A 24912-nucleotide genomic window follows, 5' to 3' on the forward strand; every position below is an offset into this window, starting at 1 on the left:
CAGACGCGGCAGCTGCGGCAGGCGCGGCCTGCCGCACCTCGCCACCGCCCGGCCGGGCCGCCGCTACGCCTAGTCTGGGGACATGAGCACGTTGCATGGGCGGGGCCGGGTGGCCGGACTGCCGGAGTGGGACCGGTGCGCGGTGATGGGCGTGGTGAACGTCACACCCGACTCCTTCTCCGACGGCGGCCAGTGGTTCGACACCGAACTGGCCGTCAAGCACGGTCTCGATCTGGTCGCCGCCGGGGCCGACCTGGTGGACGTCGGCGGTGAGTCGACCCGCCCCGGCGCGGCGCGCGTCGACGAGGCCGAGGAGCTGCGCCGGGTGATCCCCGTCGTCCGGGAGCTGGCCGCGGCCGGGGTCGTGATCAGCGTGGACACCATGCGGGCCGCGGTGGCCGAGCAGGCCGTGGCGGCCGGTGCCCGGCTGGTCAACGACGTCAGCGGCGGCGCCGCCGACCCCGCGATGGTGCCCATGGTGGCCGCGGCGGGGGTGCCGTTCGTGGTGATGCACTGGCGCGGCCAGTCGGTCGACATGAACGACCGGGCGGTCTACGCGGACGTGGTCGGCGAGGTCGTCGCCGAGCTGCGCACCAGCCTGGAGCAGGCGGTCGCGGGCGGTATCGACCCGGAGCGGATCGTGGTCGACCCGGGCCTGGGCTTCGCCAAGGACGCCGGGCAGGACCTGGCGCTGGTGGCGCATCTGTCCGCGCTGCGGGAGCTGGGCCGGCCGCTGCTGGTGGCGGCCTCCCGCAAGCGGTTCCTGGGGCGCGTCCTGGCGGGCGACGGAGGCACCCCGCCGCCCGCCCGGGAGCGGGACGCCGCCACCGCGGCGGTCTCCGCGCTCGCGGCGCGCGAGGGCGCCTGGGCCGTCCGGGTGCACGAGGTACGGGCCAGCGCGGACGCGGTGCGCGTGGCGCGGGCCATCGAAGCGGCCGAGAACACGGCGGGAGCGCTGTGACTTCCCTTACCGACAACGAGCGTGTGGCGCTGGTGAACACCGCGCTGTACGAGGCCATGGAGCAGGGCGACCACGCCACGCTGCAACGGCTGTGGCTGGACTCACCCGACACCGAGGTGTCCTGTGTCCACCCGGGCTGGCCGGTGCTGCGCGGCCGCGGCGAGGTGCTCCGCTCCTATGCGCTGATTATGGCCAATACGGACTACATCCAGTTCTTCCTGACCGATGTCGAGGTGTCGGTGATGTCCGACACCGCCCTGGTGACCTGCACCGAGAACATCCTCAGCGGCGCCCCCGCGGAGGAGGAGGGACAGCTGGGCCCGCTGGTGGGCCAGCTGGTCGTCGCCACGAACGTGTTCCGCCGTACGGAGGACGGCTGGAAGGTCTGGGCGCACCACGGCTCCCCGGTGCTCGCGGAGAGCGACGACGAGGAGCCGGGCGGCCCCGAAGGACCCGCCGGCGGCGGGTTGATGCCGGGCTGACCGCACCCCGTTCGAGCCCCGCGCGGTGGGGGTAGAAGGCTGGGACGCGGAGCGTCGGAGGGGCGCCGCCCACCCCATGGGCGAATGCGGACGGGGCCCGCAGGTAGATTCGAGGCAGGTACCCCCGCATACGGCAGGGGACGGGTGGTGCGTTCCGGAAAGGGCCGGGACGTGCCCGCGTACCGACGACCAGCAGGAGTGATTCAGGTGGATCGTGTCGCACTGCGCGGCCTGAAGGCTCGCGGGCACCACGGTGTGCTACCCCATGAGCGCGAGGAGGGCCAGGACTTCGTGGTGGACCTCGTGCTCGGCCTGGACACTCGGCCCGCCGCGGCCGCTGACGACCTCGGCAAGACCGTGCACTACGGCGTGGTGGCGGAGGAGGTCGTGGACGTGGTACGGGGTGAGCCGGTCGATCTGATCGAGACGCTGGCCGAGCGGATCGCCGACCGGTGCCTCGAGCACGACGTGGTGCGGGAGGTCGAGGTCGTGGTGCACAAGCCGCAGGCCCCGATCACCGTGCCCTTCGACGACGTGACCATCACCATCACCCGGAGCCGAGTATGAGCAGCAGCGACCCGACCGTGCAGCCCGTTCCCACCTCCGTCGTGGAACAGGTGGACGCCGCCGATGTGACGTTGAGCAACCCCAAACGAGCGGTGATCTCGCTCGGCAGCAACCTGGGCAACCGCCTGGAGACCCTCCAGGGCGCCATCGACGCGCTGGAGGACACCCCGGGGCTGCGGGTCAAGGCCGTGTCGCCGGTGTACGAGACGGACCCGTGGGGTGTGGAGCCGGGCACCCAGGCCACGTACTTCAACGCGGTGGTGCTGATCAAGACCACGCTGCCGCCGTCCTCGCTGCTGGAGCGCGGCCACGCGATCGAGGAGGCGTTCGAGCGGGTGCGGGACGAGCGCTGGGGCCCGCGCACCATCGACGTGGACATCGTGGCGTACCAGGACGTGGTGTCCGACGACCCCCAGCTCACCCTGCCGCATCCGCGCGCCCATGAGCGCGCCTTCGTCCTGGTGCCGTGGAACGACGTGGACCCGCAGGCCGAGGTCCCCGGGCGCGGGGCGGTCGCGGCGCTGCTGGCGGCGCTGGGCCAGGACGGGGTCCGGGTCCGCACCGATCTGGAACTGCGACTGCCCGAGTAGACGTTGCTCCGGAGAGGTTCCGGGCTCCGGAGGGGTTCCGGGGACGTTGGCACGTACTGAATTGAGGGGCGACCGGTCGGTGAGGCAACTTCGGATCGGGGTGCTGGTCGGGCTGTTCGCCGTGGCCGGCGTGGTGTCGTGGGCGGGATCCCGGCTGTGGGACACGTACGGGTCACTGCCGAGCGTGCCGGTGGCCGCGCCGATCGTGCTGGCACTGATCGCGGTCGTGCTGGCCGCCACCGCGCTGTCGCTGCGGTCCCGGCTGCGCGCCCAGCGGGAGCGTCAGCCCGGCGCCAAGGGTGTGGACCCGATGGTGGCCGCCCGTGCGGTGGTCTTCGGGCAGGCCAGTGCGCTGGTGGCGGCGCTGGTCGCGGGGATGTACGGCGGTGCGGGGGTCTTCCTGGCCATGGAGCAGCTCGATGTGCCCGCCCGCCGGGATCAGGCGCTCTACGCCGGGGCCTCGGTCCTGGCGGCCGTAGGGGTGGTGGCGGCCGCGTTCTTCCTGGAGCGGGTCTGCAAGCTCCCGGAGGACGACGACCGCGACGGCAACGGCCCTGCCGCGGCGGCCCGCCCCTGAGCGAAGCCCTCGGGGGGTCGCGTCCGTGGCTCGGGGGGTCGCGGGTCGCGTCCGAGGCGGGGTCCTCAGCGGGCCATGATGAGGCTCATCGCCTCGGCCCGGGTGGCCGGGTCACGCAGCTGGCCGCGGACGGCCGAGGTGAGCGTCTTGGCGCCGGGCTTGCGCACCCCGCGCATGGTCATGCACATGTGCTCGCACTCGACCACCACGATCACCCCGCGCGGCTCCAGTATCCGCATCAGGGAGTCGGCGATCTGCGTGGTCAGCCGCTCCTGGACCTGGGGGCGGCGGGCGAAGACGTCCACCAGCCGGGCCAGCTTGGACAGCCCGGTGATCTTGCCGTCGTTGGACGGGATGTAGCCCACATGGGCGACGCCCACGAAGGGCACCAGGTGGTGCTCGCAGGAGGACATCACCTCGATGTCCTTGACCAGCACCATCTCATCGTGGCCCAGGTCGAAGGTGGTGGTCAGAACGTCCTCGGGCTCCTGGCGCAGCCCCGCGAAGATCTCCTTGTAGGCGCGGGCGACCCGTCCCGGCGTCTCGCGCAGCCCCTCCCGGTCCGGGTCCTCGCCGACGGCGATCAGCAACTCGCGGATCGCGTTCTCGGCGCGCTTCTCGTCGAACACGCCGATGGAACTCTCGCCGTCCAGCGTCACCGGGTCGGTCATGGAGCTGCCTCGTTCCTCACACACAACACGTACAAACGCGAAATGCCGCGTCCACCAGGCTAGAACCTGGTGGACGCGGCGTTCATTCCGGGGTCACCGGGGACGGGCCCGGTGCCGGGATCAGCTCTCCGAACCGGAGCCCGACCCCTCGGGGCGCTCGGCGCCGTCCTCCGGGGCGGTGCTCTTGGTCAGCGAAGCCGCCGAGGTGGGCTGGGCGCCGTTGGCCGGGGCCAGCTCCTTGGGGGAGAGCACCGGCGGGCGGGTCGAGGGCGTACGCCGCGAGGAGCCGGTCCACGCCGGGCGGGCCGGGCGCTTGACGACCGGGGCGAAGATCTCGGCGATCTCCTCCTTGTTCAGCGTCTCCTTCTCCAGCAGCGCCAGCACCAGGTTGTCCAGGACGTCCCGGTTCTCGACGAGGATCTCCCACGCCTCGTTGTGCGCGGCCTCGATGAGCTTCTTGACCTCCTCGTCCACCAGCGCGGCGACCTCTTCGGAGTAGTCGCGCTGGTGAGCCATCTCACGGCCCAGGAACGGCTCGGAGTTGTCGGAGCCGAACTTGATCGCGCCGAGCCGCTCGGTCATGCCGTACTGCGTGACCATCGCGCGGGCCGTGGCGGTCGCCTTCTCGATGTCGTTGGACGCGCCCGTGGTCGGGTCGTGGAAGACGAGCTCCTCGGCCGCCCGGCCGCCCATCATGTAGGCGAGCTGGTCGAGCATCTCGTTGCGCGTGGTCGAGTACTTGTCCTCGTCGGGCAGGACCATGGTGTAGCCCAGGGCCCGGCCACGGGAGAGGATCGTGACCTTGTGCACCGGGTCGCTGTTCGGAGACGCCGCCGCGACCAGGGCGTGACCGCCCTCGTGGTACGCGGTGATCTTCTTCTCCTTGTCGCTCATGATCCGGGTCCGCTTCTGCGGACCGGCCACGACACGGTCGATCGCCTCGTCCAGGAAGTGGTTGTCGATCAGCTTCTTGTCGCTGCGGGCCGTCAGCAGAGCGGCCTCGTTCAGCACGTTCGACAGATCGGCACCGGTGAAGCCGGGGGTGCGGCGGGCGACGGCCGACAGGTCGACGTCCGGGGCGACCGGCTTGCCCTTCTGGTGGACCTTGAGGATCTCCAGCCGGCCCTGCATGTCCGGGCGGTCGACGGCGATCTGCCGGTCGAAGCGGCCCGGACGCAGCAGCGCGGGGTCGAGGATGTCGGGCCGGTTGGTGGCGGCGATCAGGATGACCCCGCCCTTCACATCGAAGCCGTCCATCTCGACGAGCAGCTGGTTCAGCGTCTGCTCACGCTCGTCATGGCCGCCGCCCATGCCCGCGCCACGGTGCCGGCCGACGGCGTCGATCTCGTCGACGAAGACGATGGCCGGGGCGTTGGCCTTGGCCTGCTCGAACAGGTCGCGGACACGGGAGGCACCCACACCGACGAACATCTCGACGAAGTCGGAGCCGGAGATCGAGTAGAACGGGACACCCGCCTCGCCCGCGACGGCGCGCGCGAGCAGCGTCTTACCCGTACCGGGCGGGCCGTAGAGCAGCACACCCTTGGGGATCTTGGCGCCCACGGCCTGGAACTTCGCCGGCTCCTGGAGGAACTCCTTGATCTCCTGGAGCTCCTCCACCGCCTCGTCGGCCCCCGCCACATCGGTGAAGGTCGTCTTGGGGGTGTCCTTGGTGATCAGCTTGGCCTTCGACTTGCCGAAGTTCATCACCCGGGAGCCGCCGCCCTGCATCTGGTTCATCAGGAACAGGAAGACGACGACGATCAGCACGAACGGGAGCAGCGAGAGCAGGATCCCGACGAACGGGTTCTGCTTCGACGTCGAGACGTTGTACCCGTCGGGGATCCCGTTCGGCTTCTGGGCATTGGCCTGCAGCGTCTTGGCGAGATCGACGCCCTGGTCACCGATGTAGGTGGCCTGGAGCTTATTGCTGCCCGAGATCTTGGCGACGTTGTCCTTGAGCTTGATCTTTACCTTGTGCTCGTCGCCGGTCGTCAGTTCGGCGGACTGGACCTGGTTCTGGTTGATCGCCTTGACGACCTGACTGGTGTCCACCGACTTGTAGCCGCCGGACGAGCCGACGACCTGCATCAACACGACCACGGCGAGGACGGCCAGCACGATCCACATGACCGGCCCACGGAAGTAGCGCTTCACGTCCATCCATACGGGGCGAAGCCGCCCCGTCCCTCCTGCCACAGTGAGGCACGGCAGCCCTGGAGGGGCGCCTGTGCGTGCGGTGTATTTGCGGTGTATTTGCGGTGTATGAGCTGTGTAACCCTCAGTCTCGAAAAAGACTGACCTTCGGACGGTACCCCAGCATTGTCACCCGACGCCGCCGTGGACTGTTAACAAAACCGCCTTCCCCTGCTCCAACGGCGGAAAACCCCGCCAGGTTCCCAGGGGGCCGCGGCGCCGTCAGCCGCCGTAGACGTGAGGGGCCAGGGTGCCGACGAACCGAAGGTTCCGGTACTTCTCGGCGTAGTCCAGGCCATAGCCGACGACGAACTCATTGGGAATGTCGAAGCCGACCCACTTCACATCGATGGCGACCTTGGCCGCCTCCGGCTTGCGCAGCAGGGTGCAGACGTTCAGCGAGGCCGGCTCACGCGAGCCCAGGTTCGACAGCAGCCACGACAGCGTCAGTCCGGAGTCGATGATGTCCTCGACGATCAGGACGTGTTTGCCCTTGATGTCGGTGTCCAAGTCCTTCAGGATACGCACCACACCGGAGGACTGGGTGCCCGCGCCGTAGGACGACACGGCCATCCAGTCCATGGTGACGGGCGTGGACAGGGCCCGCGCCAGGTCCGCCATCACCATGACCGCGCCCTTGAGCACGCCGATGATCAGCAGATCCTTGCCCGCGTACTCCTCGTCGATGGCGGCGGCCAGCTCGGCCAGCTTCGCGTTGATCTCTTCCTCGGTGATGAGGACCGACTTGAGGTCGGTGCCCATGTCCTTGTCGTCCACCCGCGCCACTCTCGTTCGACGTACCGGCTCATCTGGCTCGGGCGGATCAGCCCTGCCGGATGACCAGTCTGCCACCCTCACGGCGGACCTCGACGCGGCCGGGGAGGTTGATGGCCCGCTGGCCCCGCCAGCCGGTGATCAGCCGGTCCACCTCTTCGATGTGCCGGGCGAAGAGCGATCCGGCGGGCGCGCCCGCGGCGATGGCGGCGCGGCGCAGCACCCGGCGGCGGACGGCGGCGGGCAGTCCGTGCAGGCCGACGGTGTCGAGATGCACGGCCTGCGCGCCACCGGCCGCCGCCGGTGCGGTGGTCATCACATCGGCCTCGGCGCGGGCGGCCCAGGCGTCGAGGGCGTCGGCGTCGTCACGGGAGAGCTGGGCGGTACGGGCCAGCGCCTCGACCACGCCCTTGCCCAGCGCCTTCTCCAGGATGGGCAGGGCCTCGTGGCGGACCCGGGAGCGGGTGTAGGCCGGGTCCGCGTTGTGCGGGTCCTCCCAGACGGGCAGCGACTGGGCCAGGCACGCCTGGCGGACGGTGTGCCGGTCCAGCTGGAGGAAGGGGCGGCGGTAGCGGCCGCCGGCCCCGGAGACCCAGGCCATACCGGACAGCGAGCGGGTGCCGGAGCCGCGGGCGAGGCCCAGCAGAACCGTCTCGGCCTGGTCGTCCCGGGTGTGGCCGAGCAGCACGGCGGCGGCGCCGTGGCGGTCGGCGGCGGCGTCCAGCGCGGCGTAGCGGGCGTCCCGGGCGGCGGCCTCGGGGCCGCCGTCCCGGCCGACGGACACGGCGACGGCCTCGACCGGCGCCAGGCCCAGGGCCCGCATCCGGTCGGCGACCTCGGCGGCGCGGGCGTCGGACCCCTGCTGGAGGCCGTGGTCGACGGTGATCCCGCCGGCGCGCAGGCCGAGCCGGGGGGCCTCGAAGGCGAGGGCGGAGGCGAGCGCCATGGAGTCGGCGCCGCCCGAGCAGGCGGCGAGCACGAGCGGCGCGTCGTCGCGCGGGGCGGAGCCGCGGGATGCGGAGCCTCGGGGGGTGGCGGCGGCCGGACGGACCGGTGCGGGCGCGGCGGGCTCGGCGGGCTCGGCGGGCGAGGAAACCGGGGAGGGCGAAGAGGGCGAGGTGGGTGAGGATGAGGCCGACTGGGCGACGAGGACGTCGTGGAGGACGCGGCGGACCGCGAGGCGTATCGCGGCGACCGCTGGATGGGGACCCATGTCCGTTTTCCCATCTGTCAGTTCGAGGGGGTGCCTCGGGGGCGAGGGCTTTCGTCACGCTGCGTATGTCGATGGTGACAGAAGCGAGCTGTTCCCCGAGCATCGCACGCCTACCCGTCGCCAACGGTCCCTCGGACGAGTGATTGAGGGGAGCATTCGTCCGTTTCCGGGTGTGCCGGGGGGTGTGCTTGTTCTACGACTCCGCCGTGCGGTGCACCCGCGCGACCCACTCGGCGGGTTTGCTGATCTCCGCCTTGGTCGGAAGGGTGTTGGGCGAGGTCCAGACCCGGTTGAAACCGTCCATGCCGACCTGGTTCACCACGGCCCGTACGAACCGCTCACCGTCACGGTACTGCCGCAGCTTGGCGTCGAGCCCCAGCAGCTTGCGCAGCGCCTGGTCCAGCCGGCCCGCGCCGCTCGCCCGGCGCTTCTGGAACTTCTCCCGGATCTCCGCCACGGACGGCACGACCTCCGGCCCCACCCCGTCCATGACGTAGTCGGCGTGCCCCTCCAGCAGCGACATCACCGCGGTCAGCCGGGCCAGGATCTCGCGCTGGGCCGGGGTCTGGACGAGCTCGATGATGGTGGGCGCGCCGCCCTCCGCCGCGTCCCCCTCCTCGCCGGAACGGCCGCCGCTCAGCGACTGGACGGCCTCGCGGATCCGCTCCAGCAGGGTGGCCGGGTCCACATCGGTCTCGCCGAGGAACGCCTGGATCTCGGACTCGATGTGGTCGCGCAGCCAGGGCACGGCGGTGAACTGGGTGCGGTGGGTCTCCTCGTGCAGCGAGACCCACAGCCGGAAGTCGTGCGGGGCCACGTCGAGCTCCCGCTCCACATGGACGATGTTGGGCGCCACCAGCAGCAGCCGGCCGCCGCCCGGGGAGCCGGCGGGCAGCTCACGGGTCGCAGGCGCGAAGGTCTCGTACTGGCCGAGCACCCGGGAGGCGAGGAACGACAGCAGCATCCCCAGCTCCACCCCGGTCACCTTGCCGCCGACCGTGCCCAGCACGGCCCCGCCGGGCAGTCCGCCGCGCCGGTCCTGCATCTTGCCCAGCAGCGGTTTGAGGAGCTGCCGGAAGCCCGCCACATTGGCCTTGATCCAGCCCGTGCGGTCCACCACGAGGACGGGGGTGTCGGAAGCCGGACCGCCCGAGACGGCCATCCGGGTGAATCCGCGGACGTGCTCCTCCGAGGACTTGGCGTGCCGGCGCAGCTCCGCGACGACGGCGCGTGCCTCCTCGCGGCTGACCTCGGGCCCCGGGCGCACCAGCCGGGTCGCGGTCGCGACCGCGAGGTTCCAGTCGACCATCTCCACACCACCGATGCTCGTCATGGCTTCACGGTACGTGGCCCGCGCCCCATCCGGGAGGACACCAGGGCCCGCGCAGGCGGCCGCCCCGCCTCCGGTCCGCCGCCCCGTCCGCCGCCCGGTCCGCCGCTCCGGTTCAGCGGCAGGTCAGCGGCAGGTCAGCGGCAGCCGCAGTTGGCGAGGGCCGAGGCCATCCGGTCCAGGGCGTGCTGGGCGCCGTTCGGGTCGGTGGTGCCGTTCGTCAGATACGCGAAGACCAGCAGCCGGCCGTCCGCGTCCACGACCGAACCCGCGAGGCTGTTGACCCCGGTGAGCGTGCCGGTCTTGGCGCGGACCACGCCCCGGCCCACCCCGTCGGCGTAGCGGGTGCGCAAGGTGCCGGTGAAACCGGCCACCGGCAGCCCGGTGAGCAGCGACCGCAGCTCCGGGTGGTCCTGGGCGGCGGCGCGCACCAGCACCTGGGCGAGCAGCCCGGCGGACACATGGTCGGCACGGTCGAGCCCGCTGCCGTCCGCGATCCGCGCACCGTCCAGCGGCAGCCCGAGCTTCCGCAGCCGCTCGGTCACGGCCTTGGCCCCGCCCGCGAAGCTCGCGGGCTCGCCCGCCGCGAGGGCGGTCTGCCGGGAGAGGGCCTCGGCGATGTCGTTGTCGCTGGTGGTCAGCATTCGCTCGACGAGCGAGGACAGCGGCTGGGAGCGGACGGAGGCCAGCGTCCGGGCGCCCTTGGCGGCCTTCCCCGACCGGGGCTCGCCCGTCACCTCGACACCCCGGTCGCGCAGCATCGACGCGAACGTACCGGCCGCGTCGGCGGCCGGGTCCGTGGCGCGCGGGGCCGGGCCGTGGTCGCTGTCGTCCTTACGGCCTTCGTCGGCCATCAGGGGGACGACGGGCGAGATGTTCTCGTTGGGGCCGATCGGGTGGAGCTTCGACCCGGAGTAGAGCGAGGTGTCGTAACCGAGCCGGTAGGGTCCGGCGCCGCGCTTCTTGAGGGCGCGGGCGGTGGCGTCGGCCAATTGGACGAGCGCGGCCGGGTGGTCGTCCCCTGTGACCTCGCGGGCGGTGAGCGTGGGGTCACCGCCGCCGACCAGCACGATGTCGTTCTCGCCCGCGCCCGCCACGACGCTGGTCCTGATGCGGTGGTCCGGGCCGAGGGCGGAGAGGGCCGCGGCGCCGGTCGCGAGCTTGATCGTCGAGGCGGGGACCATGGCCGTCCCCGCCTTGCTGCCGAACACCTGCTGACCGGTGGTCACGTCCACCACCGACACCGAGCGCTCATCGCCCAGCGCGGAGTCCTCCAGCAGCGGTTCGAGCGTGTCGGCGAGCCCCGCCCCGGTGGGGGGCGGTACGGCGTCCTCGCCGCTGTCCGGCGACCGGGGCGCGGCCGGCCCGCCGAGCGCGGCCAGGACCGGCGCGGCGCTGGGCGCGGGCCGCGCCGGACCGTCGTCGCGCCCGCCGCCCGGAACCCCGTCCTCGGTGGCGCGGGCGCGTTCGGCCGTACGCTGACCGGCGTCCCACGGCCCGGCCACGAGCACCGCCACCACGGCGACCGCCAGGCCGGTCCCGGCGGAGACCGCCACCAGCTGCCAGGTCCGCCGCTGCTCCGGCGGCGTGCGCCGCCACTGGCGCCGGATACGGTCGCGCGCGCGATCCAGCGCGCGCAGCCCACGCCCCCGCGCGCGGTCCAACTCGTGCAACCCTCGGCTGAGCCGGTGGCTCAGCCACTCCCTGACCTGCCACGATCTGGCTTCAGGCACGACCGACCAGCCCCTTTCGCCACCACACAGCTGCGTGGGGGACACTTAATCACCAGACGTATGTGTTGATCATGGAGGAGCCACCCGTGGAGTTCGACGTCACCATCGAGATCCCGAAGGGTTCGCGGAACAAGTACGAGGTGGACCACGAGACGGGTCGCATCCGTCTTGACCGGCGACTCTTCACGTCGACCAGCTACCCCGCGGACTACGGCTTCGTCGAGAACACCCTCGGCGAGGACGGCGACCCGCTGGACGCACTGGTCATTCTCGACGAGCCGACGTTCCCCGGCTGCCTGATCAAGTGCCGTGCCATCGGCATGTTCAGGATGACGGACGAGGCGGGTGGCGATGACAAGCTGCTTTGCGTACCGGCCTCGGACCCGCGGGTGGAGCACCTGCGTGATATTCATCACGTTTCGGAGTTCGACCGCCTGGAGATCCAGCACTTCTTCGAGGTCTACAAGGACCTCGAGCCGGGCAAGTCGGTCGAGGGGGCCAACTGGGTGGGCCGCGCCGAGGCCGAGGCCGAGGTGGAGGCGTCCATCAAGCGCCTCGAGGCCGCCGGCGGCCACTGAGTCCTGACCACGCCGGGCGGGCGGGGCACCCAGCGGGTGCCCCGCCCGCCCGCGTTTTCGGGCTGATGGCGCGTCCGGGCTGCCCGCGGTTTCGGGTCGGCGGCGCCGCGCCCCACCGGGCCGAGCAGCCCGGCCCGGCGCGGGCAGCCCCTGGGGTCAGAAGCCCCTGGTGCGTTTGGCGGCGCGCCGGTCGGACGGGTCCATGGGCGCACCCGGGGTCTTCAGGAAGAGCCGCGCGGCCTCGCCACCGAGGTTCACCCCTATGGCGATCGCCAGGGCCAGCGCCGCCGCCTGGGTGAGGTGGGGGATGCCGCGGTCCAGGTTTCCCTGGGCCAGGGCGAGCAGCCCGAAGTAGGTCGCGCTACCGGGGAGCAGGGGCCCGATCGCCGCCGTGACGTACGGCAACGCCGAGGCGTACCGATAGCGCGAGAGCAACTGGCCGAAGAGGCCGACCAGCCCGGCGGCCACGGTCGTGGCGGCGACGGGCGGCACGTCGGCGGTGTCGGCCAGCGCGCCGTAGACCACCCAGGCGACCCCGCCGTTGAGCGTGGCGAACAGCACGGTGTGCCGTTCCTGCTGGAGCAGGATGCAGAAGGTCAGCGCGAGCAGCATCGCGGCCAGGATCTGGATGTACGGCCGCTCCACATGGCGCAGCGCCGCCTCCGGGTTGAGCTTGGCATCGAGCTGGACGCCCCCGTAGAGCACCGTGAGGACACCGCAGACGATGCCGACGATCAGATAGCCGACCTCGAGGAGGCGCGCCGCCGCGGTGATGTAATAGCCGGTCAGCCCGTCTTGGACGCCCGCGACCAGGGCCCGCCCCGGGATCAGTGCGAACAGCCCACCGGTGATCACGGCGGACGCCTGGAGCCCGGAGTTCGCGAGGCTGAGCGCCACCCCCATCGCGGCGGGCGGCATCGCCGCGGCCACGAACTGGTAGAACTCCGGAAGCCCGCGCCCCGAGGCCAGCCACGCCAGCCGGTCGCCGAGCATCGCGCCGATGGCCGCCGCGAAGAAGACCGGCCAGTCACCGCCGACCAGCATGCTCGCCGCGCCGGCCAGCCCGCCGCCCGCCACGGTGAGCGCCCAGCCGGGGTAGGGGTGGCGGTTACGGCGTATCTCGGCCAGGCGCCGGTACGCCTCCTCCAGCGTGAAGTCGTCCTGTGAGGTGATGTCGTCGACCAGCCGGAAGACCGCGGACAGCCGGGTGTAGTCGGTGCCCCGGCGCCGTACGGTCCGGCTGGCGGTGACCGGGTCGTCGACCAGCGAGGGCTGGTAGCTGACCGACAGCAGGGTGAAGGTGACGGTCGGCTCGCAGCGGTCGAGCCCGTAGGCGTGCGCCACGCCGAGCATCGCCGCCTCGACGTCCTCGGCCCCCTCGCCGCCCGCGAGCAGCAGCTCGGCGATACGGAGGGTGAGGTCGAGCACCCGCGGCACGGCCGGCCCCGTCTCGTCCTGCCGCTCCACCCGCTCGGGCGTCGGGCGCTCGCTGATCGGCATGCGCAGCATCGTGCGCATCCGGTCCTGCCAGGGGGCGTCCTTGGTCAGCCGGAGGACGGGGATGCCGTTCGGCGGGGTGATGGCGGGGAAGCCGCCGGTGGTCTGGTTGCTCGACGGCGCCTTCACCCCGGCCGGGGGTACGAAGGCCGAGCCCTCGGGCTCACTGGGGGCCTCCGCGCTCAGCCCCTCGGGGACGGCGAACTCCGATGTCGGGTGCTCGTCCTCGGGCGGGGACGGCCGGGGGATGCCCAGAGGCGGCGTGAAGGCGCTGTGGGCCTCGTCGGACTGCGGCTTCTGGTTCTCTGCCGTGTCCACGTCCGGCGCGCTCATACCACGCGACACGTGCTGACGGTCCGGGGTCACGTCTTCTCGCTCCTCACCAGCCTCCCCGTACGGTTCTCAGCAGCCAAGGATGCAGCATCGGCGGCCACCGGAGCCCATTGTGCGGGGCGGCGACCGCCGAGCGGGAGTGGGGGCGGTGTGAAGCGGATGTGAAGCCAGGGGAAAGGGCGGGGGAGCGAGGGAGGACGACGGGTGTCGCTCAGCGCTTCGCGTGGCGTCCGCGCGGCCCCTGGGAGGGGGCACCCGGGGTCGGGCCCTGCGGCTCGGCCGGTCCCGCCGCGCCCTCCTTCTTGGCCTTGCCGCGGGCCCGGAGGTACTCGATCACGATCGGGATGACCGACAGCAGCACGATCGCGATCAGCATCATCTCGATGTGCTGATGGACGAAGTCGATCTTCCCGAGCGCCGAGCCGAGCAGGGTGACGCCGGTGCCCCACAGCACGCCGCCGATGACGTTGAAGATGATGAACGAGCGGTAGTTCATCCGGCTCACGCCCGCGATGATCGGCGTGAACGTGCGCACGATGGGCACGAAGCGGGCCAGGATCAGCGACTTCGGCCCGTGCTTCTCGAAGAACTCATGCGCCTTCTCCACGTTCTCCTGTTTGAAGAGCTTGGAGTCGGGGCGCCGGAACAGCGTCGGCCCCACCTTCCGGCCGAACAGATATCCGGCCTGGTCACCGAGGATCGCGGCCACGGCCACGGCCACGCACACCAGCCACAGCTCCTGCTTGATCACATCGGTGGTCACCAGCAGGCCGGTGGTGAAGAGCAGCGAGTCGCCCGGCAGGAAGAAGCCGATGAGCAGGCCGGACTCCGCGAAAACGATGGCCAGGACACCGAGCAGACCGAAGGTTTCGATCAGATAGTCCGGGTCCAGCCACTGAGGGCCGAGCGCGAGGGTGTTCACGGGTGTGAGGCTCCTGGGTCGAGGGGTGCAGGCTCGTGCGAGGCCCGGCCGCAGGTTCGGGGCGGACTGAGTGTTTATCGCAGTGTGCCGCCCAAAGCTATCAACGCCATGTGCCTGCCCTGGGTTCCCACCGGCCCGGTCCGCTGGTGGTGCCGCTCCGCCTTGGCGCGGACCGCGCCCCGGAGGCGGGGCTCGTCGATGCCGGTTCGGTACGGGTTCCACGGTGCGGCCTCACATCGCGTGAGGTGCGAGTCCGGATGGCGAAACCATCCGGCCGGCGCGGCGGGCCGCTGTCATCCTGCCGGTTGTGCTGGGGATAACCGATCTTTCGACCTATCTGGCCGGTCTGGCGCTGATCATCCTGCTGCCGGGCCCCAACTCGCTGTACGTGGTATCGGTCGCGGCCCGCCGCGGCCCCCGTACCGGCTACCGGGCGGCGGCCGGGGTGCTGTGCGGGGACACGGTCCTGATGGCGCTGTCGGCGGGCGGGGTGGCCTCGCTGCTGCACGCCAGCCCGGTGCTCTTCGCGGTGGTCAAGTTCGTGGGCGCGGGCTATCTGACCTGGCTGGCGGTGGGCATGCTGCGCGGGGCGCGGGCGCTGTGGCGCCGCCGGGCGCAGGGCGCGGGGGCGGCCCGCGGCGCCGAGGGCGCGGCCGGGGCCATGGGGTCCGCGGAGGGCGAGCGCCCGTACCGCCGGGCTCTGGTCATCAGCCTGCTGAACCCGAAGGCGATCCTCTTCTTCATCTCCTTCTTCGTGCAGTTCGTGGATCCGCACTACGCCCATCCCGCGCTGTCCTTCGTGGCGCTGGGCGTCTGGGCGCAGTTGTTCAGCATCACCTACCTGTCGGTGCTGATCTTCAGCGGTACGTATCTCGCGGCCACCTTCCGGCGGCGTCAGCGGCTGCGGGCGGGGCTGTCGGCGGCCGCGGGCGCGGCGTTCCTCGGCTTCGCGGCGAAGCTGTCGCTCAGCAGCGCGGGGTAGCCGGTACGGCGCGGGATCGGGATGCGTGCCCGATATGCCCGTAATTTAACGAAGATGGCACTTCATCATGGCACGCGTGGCCGACGCGACAAGAAAGAGCGCCCCGAGTTCTCCGTCAACCCGCTCTACGGGGAGGCCAATCCGGTCAGCGGGATGAGCGGCAAACCCCCGCGCCACCGTTTCCCGGACGGGCCGATGGCGCCCACGACCGCGTATCAGTTCGTCCATGACGAGCTGATGCTGGACGGCAACGCCCGCCAGAATCTCGCCACCTTCGTCACGACGTGGATGGAGCCGCAGGCGGGCCGGCTGATGTCCGACTGCCTCGACAAGAACATGATCGACAAGGATGAGTACCCGCGCACCGCCGAGCTGGAGCGGCGGTGCGTGGCGATGCTCGCCCATCTGTGGCACGCCCCCGACCCGGACACGGTCATGGGCTGCTCCACCACGGGGTCGAGCGAGGCGTGCATGCTGGCCGGAATGGCGCTCAAGCGGCGCTGGGCCAAACGGAACCCGGTGAGCTATCCGGCGACCGCCCGGCCCAATCTGATCATGGGGACCAATGTCCAGGTGTGCTGGGAGAAGTTCTGCGACTTCTGGGAGGTGGAGGCGCGACAGGTACCCATGGAGGGCAACCGGTTCCATCTCGATCCCCAGGCCGCGGCCGATCTGTGCGATGAGAACACCATCGGGGTCGTCGCGATCCTCGGCTCCACCTTCGACGGCTCCTACGAGCCCGTCGCCGAGGTGTGCCGGGCGCTGGACGCCCTCCAGGAGCGCACCGGACTGAACGTCCCGGTGCATGTGGACGGCGCCTCGGGCGCGATGGTCGCCCCGTTCCTCGACCAGGAGCTGATCTGGGACTTCCGGCTGCCGCGGGTCGCCTCCATCAACACCTCGGGGCACAAGTACGGCCTGGTCTACCCCGGGGTGGGGTGGGCGCTGTGGCGCACGGCGGAGGATCTGCCCGAGGACCTGGTCTTCCGCGTCGACTACCTGGGCGGCGACATGCCGACCTTCGCGCTCAACTTCTCCCGCCCCGGCGCCCAGGTGGCCGCCCAGTACTACACCTTCGTGCGGCTGGGCCGGGAGGGCTTCCGCGCCGTCCAGCAGAACACCCGCGACGTGGCGCGCTCGCTGGCCGAGCGGATCGAGGCGCTCGGCGACTTCACCCTGCTGAGCCGCGGCGATCAGCTGCCGGTGTTCGCCTTCACCACGGCCGAGGAGATCGACACCTTCGACGTCTACGACGTCTCCCGGCGGCTGCGCGAACGCGGCTGGCTGGTGCCCGCGTACTCCTTCCCGCCCAACCGGGAGGACCTGTCCGTGCTGCGGGTGGTGTGCCGCAACGGCTTCTCGGCGGACCTCGCCGATCTCTTCCTGGACGACCTGGCGTCCCTGCTGCCGGAGTTGCGGGCCCAGGCCGCGCCGACGGGGAAGGCCGTCACGGCGTTCCACCACTGAGCCCCTGTCCGCCTGCCCCTGTCAGCCCGTCTGGGCCGGGGACCGGAGCAGCTCGGCCCGGCGCCGGACCGCCTCCAGGGCGCCGGGTCTGCGGCCGGGCACCCGGCCCCGCAGGTCGAGCAGCAGCGGGGCGAGGGCGGCGGCCCTGGCCCGGTCCTGGACGAACTGCCACTGGTGGTGCGCCCGGTCCACGGCCCCCTCGACCTCCGGGTGACCGGCCGGCTCCCCGTTGCCCAGCCGCGCGTCGGCCACCGCGAGCCACAGCTCACAGGCGCGGGCCGGGTCCCCGGCGATCCGGGAGAGGTCGGCGCGGACCTCCAGCCAGTGGATCGCCTCGGCGGAGCGGGGACCGGCCGTCCGGAATGCCTCCTGCTCCCAGGCGGCCGCCATCGAGGCCGCCTCGCTGTGCCGCCCCGCGTTGGCCGCCTCGAATATCGCGGCGTGTATCGCGGCGTGCGGATCGGGTACGGGCGCCCGTCCGGGCGCGGGAGCGTGGGCCGGTGGCGCCGGGACCCGCACGGGACCGGCCGGCCGGAACGGTTCGGCAGTGCCCGGCGGCAGCGGGGGCGGGCCGGCCGCCACCGGACCGGCCGCCACCGGACCGGCCGGCCGGACCTCCGGCGCGAAGGCGGCCGGGACCGCGTACGTCTCGTCCGGTCCGGCGCCGTCCAGCAGCAGTTCGGGACCGCCGCCCAACCCCGCCTCCGCCGCGGCCCGCTGATGCAGCAGCGCGAACGGCGGGCGTTCGGCGGCGGCCCGCAGCAGCCCGGCGAACGCCTGGCTGTAGCCCGGCGTCGCCATCCCCCGCTTGGGCCGGGCGGGCGCCACCGTGCCGTACAGCGTCAGCCCGGCGGCGAGCCCGTACGGCCCGGCGGCCCTCAGCAGCGGCCAGGCCGTCTCGTCGGCCACCAGATCGGCGACCACGACGGTACTGCCCGGCGGCCGTCCGCCGAGCTCGGCCGCCAGCCAGTGCCAGGGCAGCGCGGTGTAGCGGACCGTCCTCGGCGCCGTACGGGCCAACGCCACATGCGGCAGCCGCTGTTTGGCGTCGAGCGTGAGCTGGCCCGTGAGATGGACCAGCACCGGGCCCGGGTGCGCGGCGGCCGTCCGCAGATGCGTCAGCACGGTCTGCGGATCGACCGGGTCCACGAGTTGGACGACGCTGGCGCCGCCGGGCGTGCCCAGCAGCGCCGCCGGTGGTACGGCGGCGAGCTGGGGCAGCGCGGCGGTCGCGTCCATCAGTCGCTGTTTTCCGACCGGGCCGGCGGCGAGCAGCAGGGCATAACCGGGCCCGCTCACCGTCTCCGCCCCCGTGCCCGACCTGTCGTTCCCCATACCTGAACCGTAGCCGCAACCGGCGACGACCGGTGCGGGCAGCCGTCCTCGGTCGCGTGGCTTTCTCAGTCGGTGCCGGGTTCGGCGTACGGGTTGGGGGCGCCGTCCGGCAGGACGTCCACCGAGCGCTCCCCCTCGCCCGCCATCACATACGCCCCGCCCTCGAGCCGCTCGATCAGCCCACGGGTCCACTCGGCCCCGCTGTCCGCGGAGTGCACCCAGAACTTCATGATCTCGCCGATATGGCCCCACTCCTCGGGCGTGCCGTCCGGCGGCGTCCAGTGCCGGGTCACCTCGGCCCGCCACTCCTCCAGCGCCGCCACCCGCCGCTTCAGCAGGGTGATCGCCTCGGCACGGGGCAGGTCGACGATGAACCCCACCCCGGCCGTCAGCTCGTCGATCTTCTGGTCATGGCGCAGCAACGCCTCCCGCAGCAGCCGGACGTACTCCTCCTCGCCCGCCTCGGTCAGCTCGTACTCGGTCCGCGGCGGCCCGCCGGCCGTGCTCGGCGCGACGTCGTGGGCGTGCATCAAGCCCTGCTTCGCCATCTGCTTGAGGGCGTGGTAGATCGACCCGGGTTTGGCGTTGGACCACTGGTGCGCGCCCCAGAACTCCAGGTCGTTACGGACCTGGTAGCCGTGCGCCCGCCCGTGCTGGCGCACGGCCCCCAGCACCAGCAGCCGGATCGCTGACATCGCCCGCTCTTCTCCATCCTGGTCCCGTCCCCGCCGTGACCAGGCTAGTGCCGCGTCGGAGGGCGCCACCGGACCGGGCGGATCACCGCTCGCGTCACCGGTCGCGCCACCGCGCACGTCACCGGTCGAGGACCGACCAGTCCGGCTCCGGCATCGCCCCGGTCGGGTCGTAGATGCCGGGCAGGGGTCCGGCGAGCATCTCCGGGACCAGGCCGTGGGCTGTGAGGTGGTCGGCGAGAGCTCTGTTCGCGCTTCGCGATGAGGAGCCGCGCGTCGGCGTACCGCCGAACGGAAGTGGCGACCTTCACAGTCCTTCCCCACCCCGGGCCGGCACCCGCACCCCGCCCGCTGCCGCAACCGTGCCGGCTTCGGCCGGGTCGGCACGGTTGCGGCAGCCCCGATCGGCACTCACTGAATCAGGCCGCCGGGCCGATTGTTCGGATGCTGCACCGCTCTCTGCGGTGCCGACCCTTGCCCAGGTTGCTGCGCGTGGACGCTCCCGGGCAGGACCGCGGGGCTGTGTGCTGCGACATCGCGGCCCCGGTCCCCCGGTGGTGCGTGATCCGGAGAGGGGTAGGCAGGCCACCTCAACCGTGCTATCAAAGTACAACCAAACGACTAACGTGCGATTTCCCGACGTTAACGCTGCGGATTGTTCTCTGATTGCACGATGCACTGGTGAGTGTGGGTTGCTGTGTGCGGAAGGCGAGGTCCCCAAGCATGAAGATCGTGATCGTGGGCTGCGGCGAGGTGGGTCTGGCCTACGCCGAGAAGGCCCTACGGCTCAGTTCTGCTCCGCGCCTGGAGTTGCTCGATCCCGCTCCGGCGTCTGCGGCGGTGGCTTTTGCCGACGGGCGGAGCCTGTCACTGCACCGTGAGACGGGGCAATGGCTGAGCGGGGCGGAGCTGGTGCTGCTGGCCACCCCGGGCGGTGCGCTCCAGCCAGTGCTCGACTCACTGCTACCTCGTCTCCCCGCCGGTGCCGTGATCGCCGACCTGAGCACCGCCTCTGCGGACGCGAAGCGGGACGCCGCCTCACGCTGCGCACAAACCTCCGCACGCTACGTCGACATCGCCATCACCGGGTCGGTGGCGGTCAGCGGGGCCGCCACCCCGCTGCTCTACGCGGGCGAGACGATCCCGGAACTCCTCGACCTGTTCCGGGAACTCGGCGCGCCGGTCACGGTGCTGGACGACAGTCGCCCTGGTGACGCGATGCGGGTGAAGCTCCTGCGCTCGGTGCTGATGAAGGGGCTGGAGGCGCTGGCCGTGGAGTGCCTGCCTGCTGCCCGTGCCTACGGCGTGCTCGATCAGCTCTGGCCCGCTCTGCAGGACGTGGACCGCACGGGCTTCGCCAACCTGCTCCAGGCCATGACCCGCACCCACCCAAGGCACGCCGCCCGCCGCGAGTACGAGGTCGCGCAGGCCGCTGAGCAGCTTGAGCAGATCGGCTGCCCGAGCGCGATGACCCGCGCCACCGAGCAGTGCTTTGCGGTAACCCGGGCGGCTGCCGACTCCTCCGTCCCCGAGGCCGACACCGTCGACGCAGCGATCGGCTGGATCACCGCGACCCGCTCGAACCCGCTCTGATCCGTGCCTCCCTTAGCCCGCCCCCCACCTTTCCTCATCCACCTCTTCAGCGGAGAGTCATGTCCACAGTCCCCAATGACGTGGCCGGACAGTACAGGCCCGCCGTCGTCAACAAGGTCAAACTGCGGCTCGTACCGTTCCTGGCACTGCTCTACGTCATCGCCTTCATCGACCGCGCCAACGTCGGCTATGCCGCCCTCGACATGAACGCCGACCTGGGGATCAGCCAGGCCCAGTTCGGTCTGATAGCGGGCCTGTTCTCGATCGGCTACTTCCTCTTCGAAGTGCCCAGCAACATGCTCATGCGCAAGGTCGGCGCCCGGCGCTGGATCGCCCGCATCCTCTTCAGCTGGGGCGCTGTCGCGGTGGCGACCGGCTTCGTGCACAACTTCACCCAGCTGGCCATCGCCCGTGTGATCCTCGGCGTCGCCGAGGCCGGCTTCTTCCCCTGCGTCATCCTCTACCTGAGCTACTGGATCCCCGAACGTGAACGTGCCCGCGTGGTTGCCCAGTTCATGGTGGCCCTCCCGGTGGCCACCCTGATCGCCGGACCGCTGTCCGGCCTCATCCTCGACCACGTCCACTGGTTCGGCGTCTCCGGCTGGCGCTGGGTCTTCATCATCGAGGGTCTGCCCGCCGTTCTGCTGGGCCTGGTCACCCTGTTCCTGCTCACCGACACCCCGCAGCAGGCCAAGTGGCTCTCCGCCGAGGACAAGGCATGGCTGACCGCGACCCTGGAAGCAGAGGACGTCGCCAAGGCCGCACGCAATCAGCACACAGGCTTCTGGCGCAGCCTTGCCGGCTGGCGCACTCTGGCCCTCGCCCTGATCTACTACAGCAAATCCGTCGCCATCTACGTCCTTGCCTTCTTCACCCCGCAGATCGTCAGCGGTCTCGAGGACAACCTCAGCAACACGATGGTCGGCGTGCTCAGCGCCCTGCCCTACGGCGTGGCCGCGGTGTTCATGGTGTGGTGGGCCCGCCGCTCCGACCGCACACGCGAACGGCGCTGGCACGTCGCCCTGCCCCTGTTCGTCGCCGCCGCCGGACTGTGCGCCATGCCTTTGGCCGACGACAGCATTACGTTGTCGCTCCTGCTGCTCACCGTCGTCACCGCCGCGGTCTACGCGACCTACGGCCCCTTCTGGTCGCTGCCCTCGCTGTTCATGACGGGCTCCGCCGCCGCGGTCGGGATGGCCTCCATCAACTCCATCGCCAACCTCGGAGGCTTCGTGGGCCCCTACGGCTTCGGGGCGTTGCAGAGTGCCACCGGCGGCAACAACCTCGGCCTCGCCCTCGTGGCCGTCGTCCTGATCGTCTCCGGTCTCCTCGTGGTGCGCCTGCGCTTCGTCCGCGACGCCGAAGCCACACTGCGCGCGCCCACCAACACCGACCACGACCGCACCCCCACGCCTACCCCCGCGGCCGACACCTCCCGCTAGCCGATCCCGAAGGACCGAACGTGACCCTCATCCAGGCTCCCCGTCCCCCTCAGCGAGTCCTCACCCGTCTGCGCGAACTCGGCGCGGCCACCGTCTACGAGGCCAACGGCCGGACCGGCGCCCTGGACGCCGGTCTCAAGCCGCTCGACGCCGGCCGCACGCTGGTCGGCACCGCCGTCACCGTCGACCTGGCGCCCGCCGACAACTGGTACATCCACGTGGCACTCCTCCAGGCCGGCCCCGGCGACGTCCTCGTCGTCAACGCCCAGGGCTACACCGAAGCAGGGCCCTGGGGCGACGTCCTGACCTGCGCAGCCCAGGAACGAGGGCTGGCCGGACTCGTCATCGACGGTGCCGTCCGCGACAGCCGCGACATCATCGAGGCCGGCTTCCCGGTCTTCGCCCGCGGTCTGTCCATCAAGGGCACCAGCAAGGCCGTCCCCGGCCAGGTCAACGTTCCCGTCACCGTCGGAGGCGTCCTCATCCAACCCGGCGACGTGATCCTCGGAGACGCCGACGGCCTCGTCCGCATCGCCGCCGACCGCACCGAGCACGCCCTGTCCGCCTCCGAGGCCCGTGCCGCCAAGGAAGCTCACTTCCGCGACCGCATCCGCGCCGGTGAATCCACCCTTGACCTGCTCGGACTCCCTCACCCGGGCACCACGGAGGCAAGCCGGTAGTCGGCTAGTCTTGCCGGGGGCAACCGGTATGAGGAGGCGAACAAGATTGGGGCGGCCAGCAGACGCGATCTACCGCGCTCTCAAATCCTCCATCCAGACCGGCCAGCTCGCCCCCGGCGAGCACCTCGTCGAAGAAAACCTCCGCGCCGAGTACGGCGTCAGCCGCACACCGGTCCGCAACGCCCTGCGCCGACTCAGCGAGGACGGCCTGGTCACCATCGAGACCAACCGCGGCGCCTTCGTGGCCTCCTGGACCGACAGCGACGCCACCGAAGTCATGACGATCCGCTCCATGCTCGAGCCGTACGCCGCCCAACTCGCCGCCGAACGCCGCACCGACTCACAGCTCACCGAGCTCTACACCCTGTGCGACCGGATGGAAGCCTGCGCCACAGAGCAAGCCCCTGACTTCCGCGATGAACTAGCACACCGCAACCACGAGTTTCATCTCCTCGTGCTGCAATGTGCCGCCTCACCTCGCCTGTACGGCATCGCCGCCAACCTCGCCCGCGCGCCGATGATGCTGGGCTCCTTCCAGCTTTACAACAGTCACCAACTCGGGCGCAGCCTCCAGGACCACCGCGAACTGACCAACGCCATCGCCCTCCGCGATGCCGCCGCCGCGCGCGCCGTCATGGAGGCTCACCTGCGGCTTTCCTACCTGGCACTGACCGCGGCGCCGGCGCCCCTACAGCACCAGCGGGGGTGAGGAATCCACCGTTCCCGCCGGTTCAGAACGGGAACTGGCTCCGGCCGTGCTGGATGGAGATCCACTTGGTGGTGGTGAAGTCCTCGATCATCGACTCCCCGTTGAGCCGCCCCAGCCCGGAGTGCTTCTCCCCGCCGAACGGCACGATCGGCTCGTCGTGGACCGTGCTGTCGTTCACGTGGATCATGCCGGTGTGGACCCGCTGGGCGAACCGCACCCCGCGCTCCACGTCGCCGGTGTGCACGGCGCCGCTGAGCCCGTAGTCCGTGTCATTGGCGATCCGGACGGCCTCGTCGTCGCCGTCGAACGGAATCAGCGTCACCACCGGCCCGAACACCTCCTGGCCGAGGATCGCCGAGCCCTCCGGGACCCCGCTGAGCACGATCGGCCCCATCAGGGTGCCCTCGGTGCGGCCCCGCACCAGCGCGGTGGCGCCGTCGGCGATCGTCTGGTCGACGAGCGAGGTGATCGCCTCGGCCTGGCTCTCGTTGATCAGCGGGCCGATGTGGGTGGTGGGATCGCCCGGGTCGCCCACCTTGAGCGTCTCCACCTTGGCCACGAACTTCTCGGTGAACTCCCGCTCCACCGCCCGGTCCACCAGCACCCGGTTGGCCGCCATACAGACCTGCCCCTGGTGGACGAAGCGGCTGAAGACCGCCGCGTCCACCGCGTAGTCCAGGTCGGCGTCGTCGAGCACGACCAGCGCGCTGTTGCCGCCCAGCTCCAGGACCGTGCGCTTGAAGTGGGCGGCGGCCACGGTGGCGACATGCCGGCCGACCTTGTCCGAGCCGGTGAACGAGATCACCTTCGGGACGGGGTGCTCGATCAGGGCGTCGCCGATCTCCGCGATGTCGGTGACCACGACATTGAGCAGCCCGGCGGGCAGCCCGGCCTCCTCGAAGATCCTGGCGACCAGACCGCCGCCGCAGACCGGGGTGTTCTGGTGCGGCTTGAGGACGACGGCGTTGCCGAGGGCCAGCGCGGGGGCGACCGACTTCAGCGACAGCAGGAAGGGGAAGTTGAACGGGCTGATGACACCGACCACGCCCACCGGCAGCCGGTAGAGCCGGTTCTCCTTGCCGTCGACGGGCGACGGCAGGATGCGGCCCTCGGGCCGCAGCGCCAGCTGGACCGCCTCCCGCAGGAACTCCTTGGCCAGGTGCAGCTCGAAGCCCGCCTTCACATGCGTGCCACCGCACTCCGCGATGATCGCCTCGGTGAGCTCCTTCTCCCGCTCCTCGATGATCCGCAGCGCCCGCTCGAAGACCGCCCGGCGGGCATAGGGGTTGGTGGCACCCCACGCGGACTGCGCCCGCTCGGCCGCCCGGTAGGCCAGGTCCACCTCCTCGACGGTCGCCACGGTGATGGAGGCGAGCTTCTCCCCGTTGTAGGGGTTGAAGTCCACGATGTCCCAGGAACCGCTTCCACCGCGCCACTCGCCGTCGATGAACTGAAGGGCCAACTCGGAGAAGTAGGACATGCCATCCCTCTCTGGATGACGCGGTGCCGTTCACCGACAACCGCGCACAGGTGGGGGTATTCGGTATTCCTGACAGAACGTCATCCTACTGGCGGGTTATCGGCGCGT

The 24912-nt window shown here is 71.2% G+C and carries 23 protein-coding genes; 12 read left to right on the forward strand and 11 right to left on the reverse strand.

Annotated features, from left to right (window positions below; all coding sequences use genetic code 11):
- Positions 1–82: 82 nt before the first annotated feature.
- The 5 genes from folP to N6H00_RS18910 all read left to right on the forward strand — a co-directional run bounded on the left by folP (position 83) and on the right by N6H00_RS18910 (position 3177).
- Positions 83–961 (forward strand): dihydropteroate synthase, encoded by an 879-nt coding sequence (gene folP, locus N6H00_RS18890; RefSeq protein WP_268972945.1) that lies wholly within the window; start codon positions 83–85, stop codon positions 959–961.
- Complete coding sequence (locus tag N6H00_RS18895; RefSeq protein WP_268972947.1) at positions 958–1443, forward strand: nuclear transport factor 2 family protein; 486 nt, start codon at positions 958–960, stop codon at positions 1441–1443. Before folP ends, N6H00_RS18895 begins: the two co-directional genes overlap by 4 nt.
- A gap of 207 nt (positions 1444–1650) precedes the next feature.
- Positions 1651–2010 (forward strand): dihydroneopterin aldolase, encoded by a 360-nt coding sequence (folB, locus tag N6H00_RS18900; RefSeq protein ID WP_268972948.1) that lies wholly within the window; start codon positions 1651–1653, stop codon positions 2008–2010.
- A complete protein-coding gene (folK, locus tag N6H00_RS18905) occupies positions 2007–2600 on the forward strand; it encodes a 2-amino-4-hydroxy-6-hydroxymethyldihydropteridine diphosphokinase (RefSeq protein ID WP_268972949.1) in 594 nt (197 codons plus the stop codon). Before folB ends, folK begins: the two co-directional genes overlap by 4 nt.
- Before the next feature lie 79 nt (positions 2601–2679).
- Complete coding sequence (locus N6H00_RS18910) at positions 2680–3177, forward strand: DUF3180 domain-containing protein (protein ID WP_268972950.1); 498 nt, start codon at positions 2680–2682, stop codon at positions 3175–3177.
- A gap of 65 nt (positions 3178–3242) precedes the next feature.
- On the opposite strand, the gene folE is transcribed toward N6H00_RS18910, so the two are convergent.
- The 6 genes from folE to dacB form a co-directional block, all read right to left on the reverse strand.
- Positions 3243–3848, reverse strand: coding sequence for a GTP cyclohydrolase I FolE (folE, locus tag N6H00_RS18915; RefSeq protein ID WP_268972951.1), 606 nt, complete (start codon positions 3846–3848; stop codon positions 3243–3245).
- 120 nt (positions 3849–3968) lie between these two features.
- Positions 3969–6011: an ATP-dependent zinc metalloprotease FtsH gene (gene ftsH, locus N6H00_RS18920; protein ID WP_268972952.1), complete on the reverse strand. Its 2043-nt coding sequence runs from the start codon at positions 6009–6011 to the stop codon at positions 3969–3971.
- Positions 6012–6266: 255 nt separating this feature from the next.
- Positions 6267–6806 (reverse strand): hypoxanthine phosphoribosyltransferase, encoded by a 540-nt coding sequence (gene hpt / locus N6H00_RS18925; protein ID WP_268977039.1) that lies wholly within the window; start codon positions 6804–6806, stop codon positions 6267–6269.
- Between the two features lie 61 nt (positions 6807–6867).
- Positions 6868–8031, reverse strand: a complete 1164-nt coding sequence (gene tilS / locus N6H00_RS18930) for a tRNA lysidine(34) synthetase TilS (RefSeq protein ID WP_268972953.1) — start codon at positions 8029–8031, stop codon at positions 6868–6870.
- A gap of 193 nt (positions 8032–8224) precedes the next feature.
- On the reverse strand, positions 8225–9364 hold the full coding sequence (locus N6H00_RS18935) for a zinc-dependent metalloprotease (protein ID WP_268972954.1): 1140 nt from the start codon (positions 9362–9364) through the stop codon (positions 8225–8227).
- 134 nt (positions 9365–9498) lie between these two features.
- Positions 9499–11094 (reverse strand): D-alanyl-D-alanine carboxypeptidase/D-alanyl-D-alanine endopeptidase, encoded by a 1596-nt coding sequence (gene dacB / locus N6H00_RS18940; protein ID WP_268972955.1) that lies wholly within the window; start codon positions 11092–11094, stop codon positions 9499–9501.
- 86 nt (positions 11095–11180) lie between these two features.
- On the opposite strand from dacB, the gene N6H00_RS18945 reads away from it, so the two are divergent.
- Positions 11181–11672, forward strand: coding sequence for an inorganic diphosphatase (locus N6H00_RS18945; RefSeq protein ID WP_014061662.1), 492 nt, complete (start codon positions 11181–11183; stop codon positions 11670–11672).
- 156 nt (positions 11673–11828) lie between these two features.
- On the opposite strand, the gene N6H00_RS18950 is transcribed toward N6H00_RS18945, so the two are convergent.
- Together N6H00_RS18950 and N6H00_RS18955 are read right to left on the reverse strand one after the other, a co-directional pair.
- Entirely contained in the window at positions 11829–13502 is a 1674-nt protein-coding gene (locus tag N6H00_RS18950; protein ID WP_268977040.1) for a threonine/serine ThrE exporter family protein, read from the reverse strand.
- A 211-nt stretch (positions 13503–13713) separates the two neighbouring features.
- Complete coding sequence (locus N6H00_RS18955) at positions 13714–14424, reverse strand: DedA family protein (RefSeq protein WP_268972958.1); 711 nt, start codon at positions 14422–14424, stop codon at positions 13714–13716.
- Positions 14425–14731: 307 nt separating this feature from the next.
- Between N6H00_RS18955 and leuE the strand changes: the two genes are divergently transcribed.
- Positions 14732–15406, forward strand: coding sequence for a leucine efflux protein LeuE (leuE, locus tag N6H00_RS18960; protein ID WP_268972959.1), 675 nt, complete (start codon positions 14732–14734; stop codon positions 15404–15406).
- A gap of 54 nt (positions 15407–15460) precedes the next feature.
- Positions 15461–16873, forward strand: a complete 1413-nt coding sequence (locus N6H00_RS18965) for a glutamate decarboxylase (RefSeq protein WP_268972960.1) — start codon at positions 15461–15463, stop codon at positions 16871–16873.
- A 21-nt stretch (positions 16874–16894) separates the two neighbouring features.
- Here the strand turns inward: N6H00_RS18965 and N6H00_RS18970 are convergent, their stop codons facing one another.
- Both N6H00_RS18970 and N6H00_RS18975 read right to left on the reverse strand, forming a co-directional pair.
- Complete coding sequence (locus N6H00_RS18970; RefSeq protein ID WP_268972961.1) at positions 16895–18208, reverse strand: hypothetical protein; 1314 nt, start codon at positions 18206–18208, stop codon at positions 16895–16897.
- Between the two features lie 65 nt (positions 18209–18273).
- Positions 18274–18903 carry a PadR family transcriptional regulator gene (locus N6H00_RS18975; protein ID WP_268972962.1) on the reverse strand — a complete coding sequence of 210 codons (630 nt, stop codon included), beginning with the start codon at positions 18901–18903 and terminating at the stop codon, positions 18274–18276.
- Between the two features lie 720 nt (positions 18904–19623).
- Between N6H00_RS18975 and N6H00_RS18980 the strand changes: the two genes are divergently transcribed.
- Genes N6H00_RS18980 through N6H00_RS18995 form a run of 4 tightly spaced genes read left to right on the forward strand, consistent with a single transcriptional unit; the run spans position 19624 to position 23324 of the window.
- The gene (locus N6H00_RS18980; RefSeq protein WP_268972963.1) at positions 19624–20493 is read left to right on the forward strand and encodes a DUF1932 domain-containing protein; all 870 of its coding nucleotides are present in this window, start codon (positions 19624–19626) and stop codon (positions 20491–20493) included.
- 59 nt (positions 20494–20552) lie between these two features.
- Positions 20553–21935 (forward strand): MFS transporter, encoded by a 1383-nt coding sequence (locus N6H00_RS18985; protein WP_268972964.1) that lies wholly within the window; start codon positions 20553–20555, stop codon positions 21933–21935.
- A 20-nt stretch (positions 21936–21955) separates the two neighbouring features.
- Complete coding sequence (locus N6H00_RS18990; protein ID WP_268972965.1) at positions 21956–22615, forward strand: 4-carboxy-4-hydroxy-2-oxoadipate aldolase/oxaloacetate decarboxylase; 660 nt, start codon at positions 21956–21958, stop codon at positions 22613–22615.
- 46 nt (positions 22616–22661) lie between these two features.
- Entirely contained in the window at positions 22662–23324 is a 663-nt protein-coding gene (locus N6H00_RS18995; RefSeq protein ID WP_268972966.1) for a GntR family transcriptional regulator, read from the forward strand.
- A 22-nt stretch (positions 23325–23346) separates the two neighbouring features.
- Here N6H00_RS18995 and N6H00_RS19000 read toward each other — a convergent pair whose 3' ends face one another.
- Positions 23347–24804, reverse strand: a complete 1458-nt coding sequence (locus tag N6H00_RS19000) for an aldehyde dehydrogenase family protein (RefSeq protein WP_268972967.1) — start codon at positions 24802–24804, stop codon at positions 23347–23349.
- Positions 24805–24912: the final 108 nt, after the last annotated feature.

It is taken from the genome of Streptomyces sp. S465, assembly GCF_026898115.1.
In the GTDB taxonomy this organism is placed as follows: Bacteria; Actinomycetota; Actinomycetes; order Streptomycetales; family Streptomycetaceae; genus Streptomyces; species Streptomyces luomodiensis.

Bases quoted from the DNA above. Each gene is read 5' to 3' on its own strand.
- N6H00_RS18935 (WP_268972954.1), bottom strand. From the start codon at position 9,364: ATGACGAGCATCGGTGGTGTGGAGATGGTCGACTGGAACCTCGCGGTC.
- hpt (WP_268977039.1), bottom strand. From the start codon at position 6,806: ATGGGCACCGACCTCAAGTCGGTCCTCATCACCGAGGAAGAGATCAAC.
- N6H00_RS18970 (WP_268972961.1), bottom strand. From the start codon at position 18,208: ATGGGGAACGACAGGTCGGGCACGGGGGCGGAGACGGTGAGCGGGCCC.
- N6H00_RS19000 (WP_268972967.1), bottom strand. From the start codon at position 24,804: ATGTCCTACTTCTCCGAGTTGGCCCTTCAGTTCATCGACGGCGAGTGG.
- ftsH (WP_268972952.1), bottom strand. From the start codon at position 6,011: ATGGACGTGAAGCGCTACTTCCGTGGGCCGGTCATGTGGATCGTGCTG.
- N6H00_RS18985 (WP_268972964.1), top strand. From the start codon at position 20,553: ATGTCCACAGTCCCCAATGACGTGGCCGGACAGTACAGGCCCGCCGTC.
- folP (WP_268972945.1), top strand. From the start codon at position 83: ATGAGCACGTTGCATGGGCGGGGCCGGGTGGCCGGACTGCCGGAGTGG.
- N6H00_RS18975 (WP_268972962.1), bottom strand. From the start codon at position 18,903: ATGTCAGCGATCCGGCTGCTGGTGCTGGGGGCCGTGCGCCAGCACGGG.
- tilS (WP_268972953.1), bottom strand. From the start codon at position 8,031: ATGGGTCCCCATCCAGCGGTCGCCGCGATACGCCTCGCGGTCCGCCGC.
- N6H00_RS18980 (WP_268972963.1), top strand. From the start codon at position 19,624: ATGAAGATCGTGATCGTGGGCTGCGGCGAGGTGGGTCTGGCCTACGCC.
- folK (WP_268972949.1), top strand. From the start codon at position 2,007: ATGAGCAGCAGCGACCCGACCGTGCAGCCCGTTCCCACCTCCGTCGTG.
- N6H00_RS18950 (WP_268977040.1), bottom strand. From the start codon at position 13,502: ATGAGCGCGCCGGACGTGGACACGGCAGAGAACCAGAAGCCGCAGTCC.
- N6H00_RS18965 (WP_268972960.1), top strand. From the start codon at position 15,461: ATGGCACTTCATCATGGCACGCGTGGCCGACGCGACAAGAAAGAGCGC.
- folE (WP_268972951.1), bottom strand. From the start codon at position 3,848: ATGACCGACCCGGTGACGCTGGACGGCGAGAGTTCCATCGGCGTGTTC.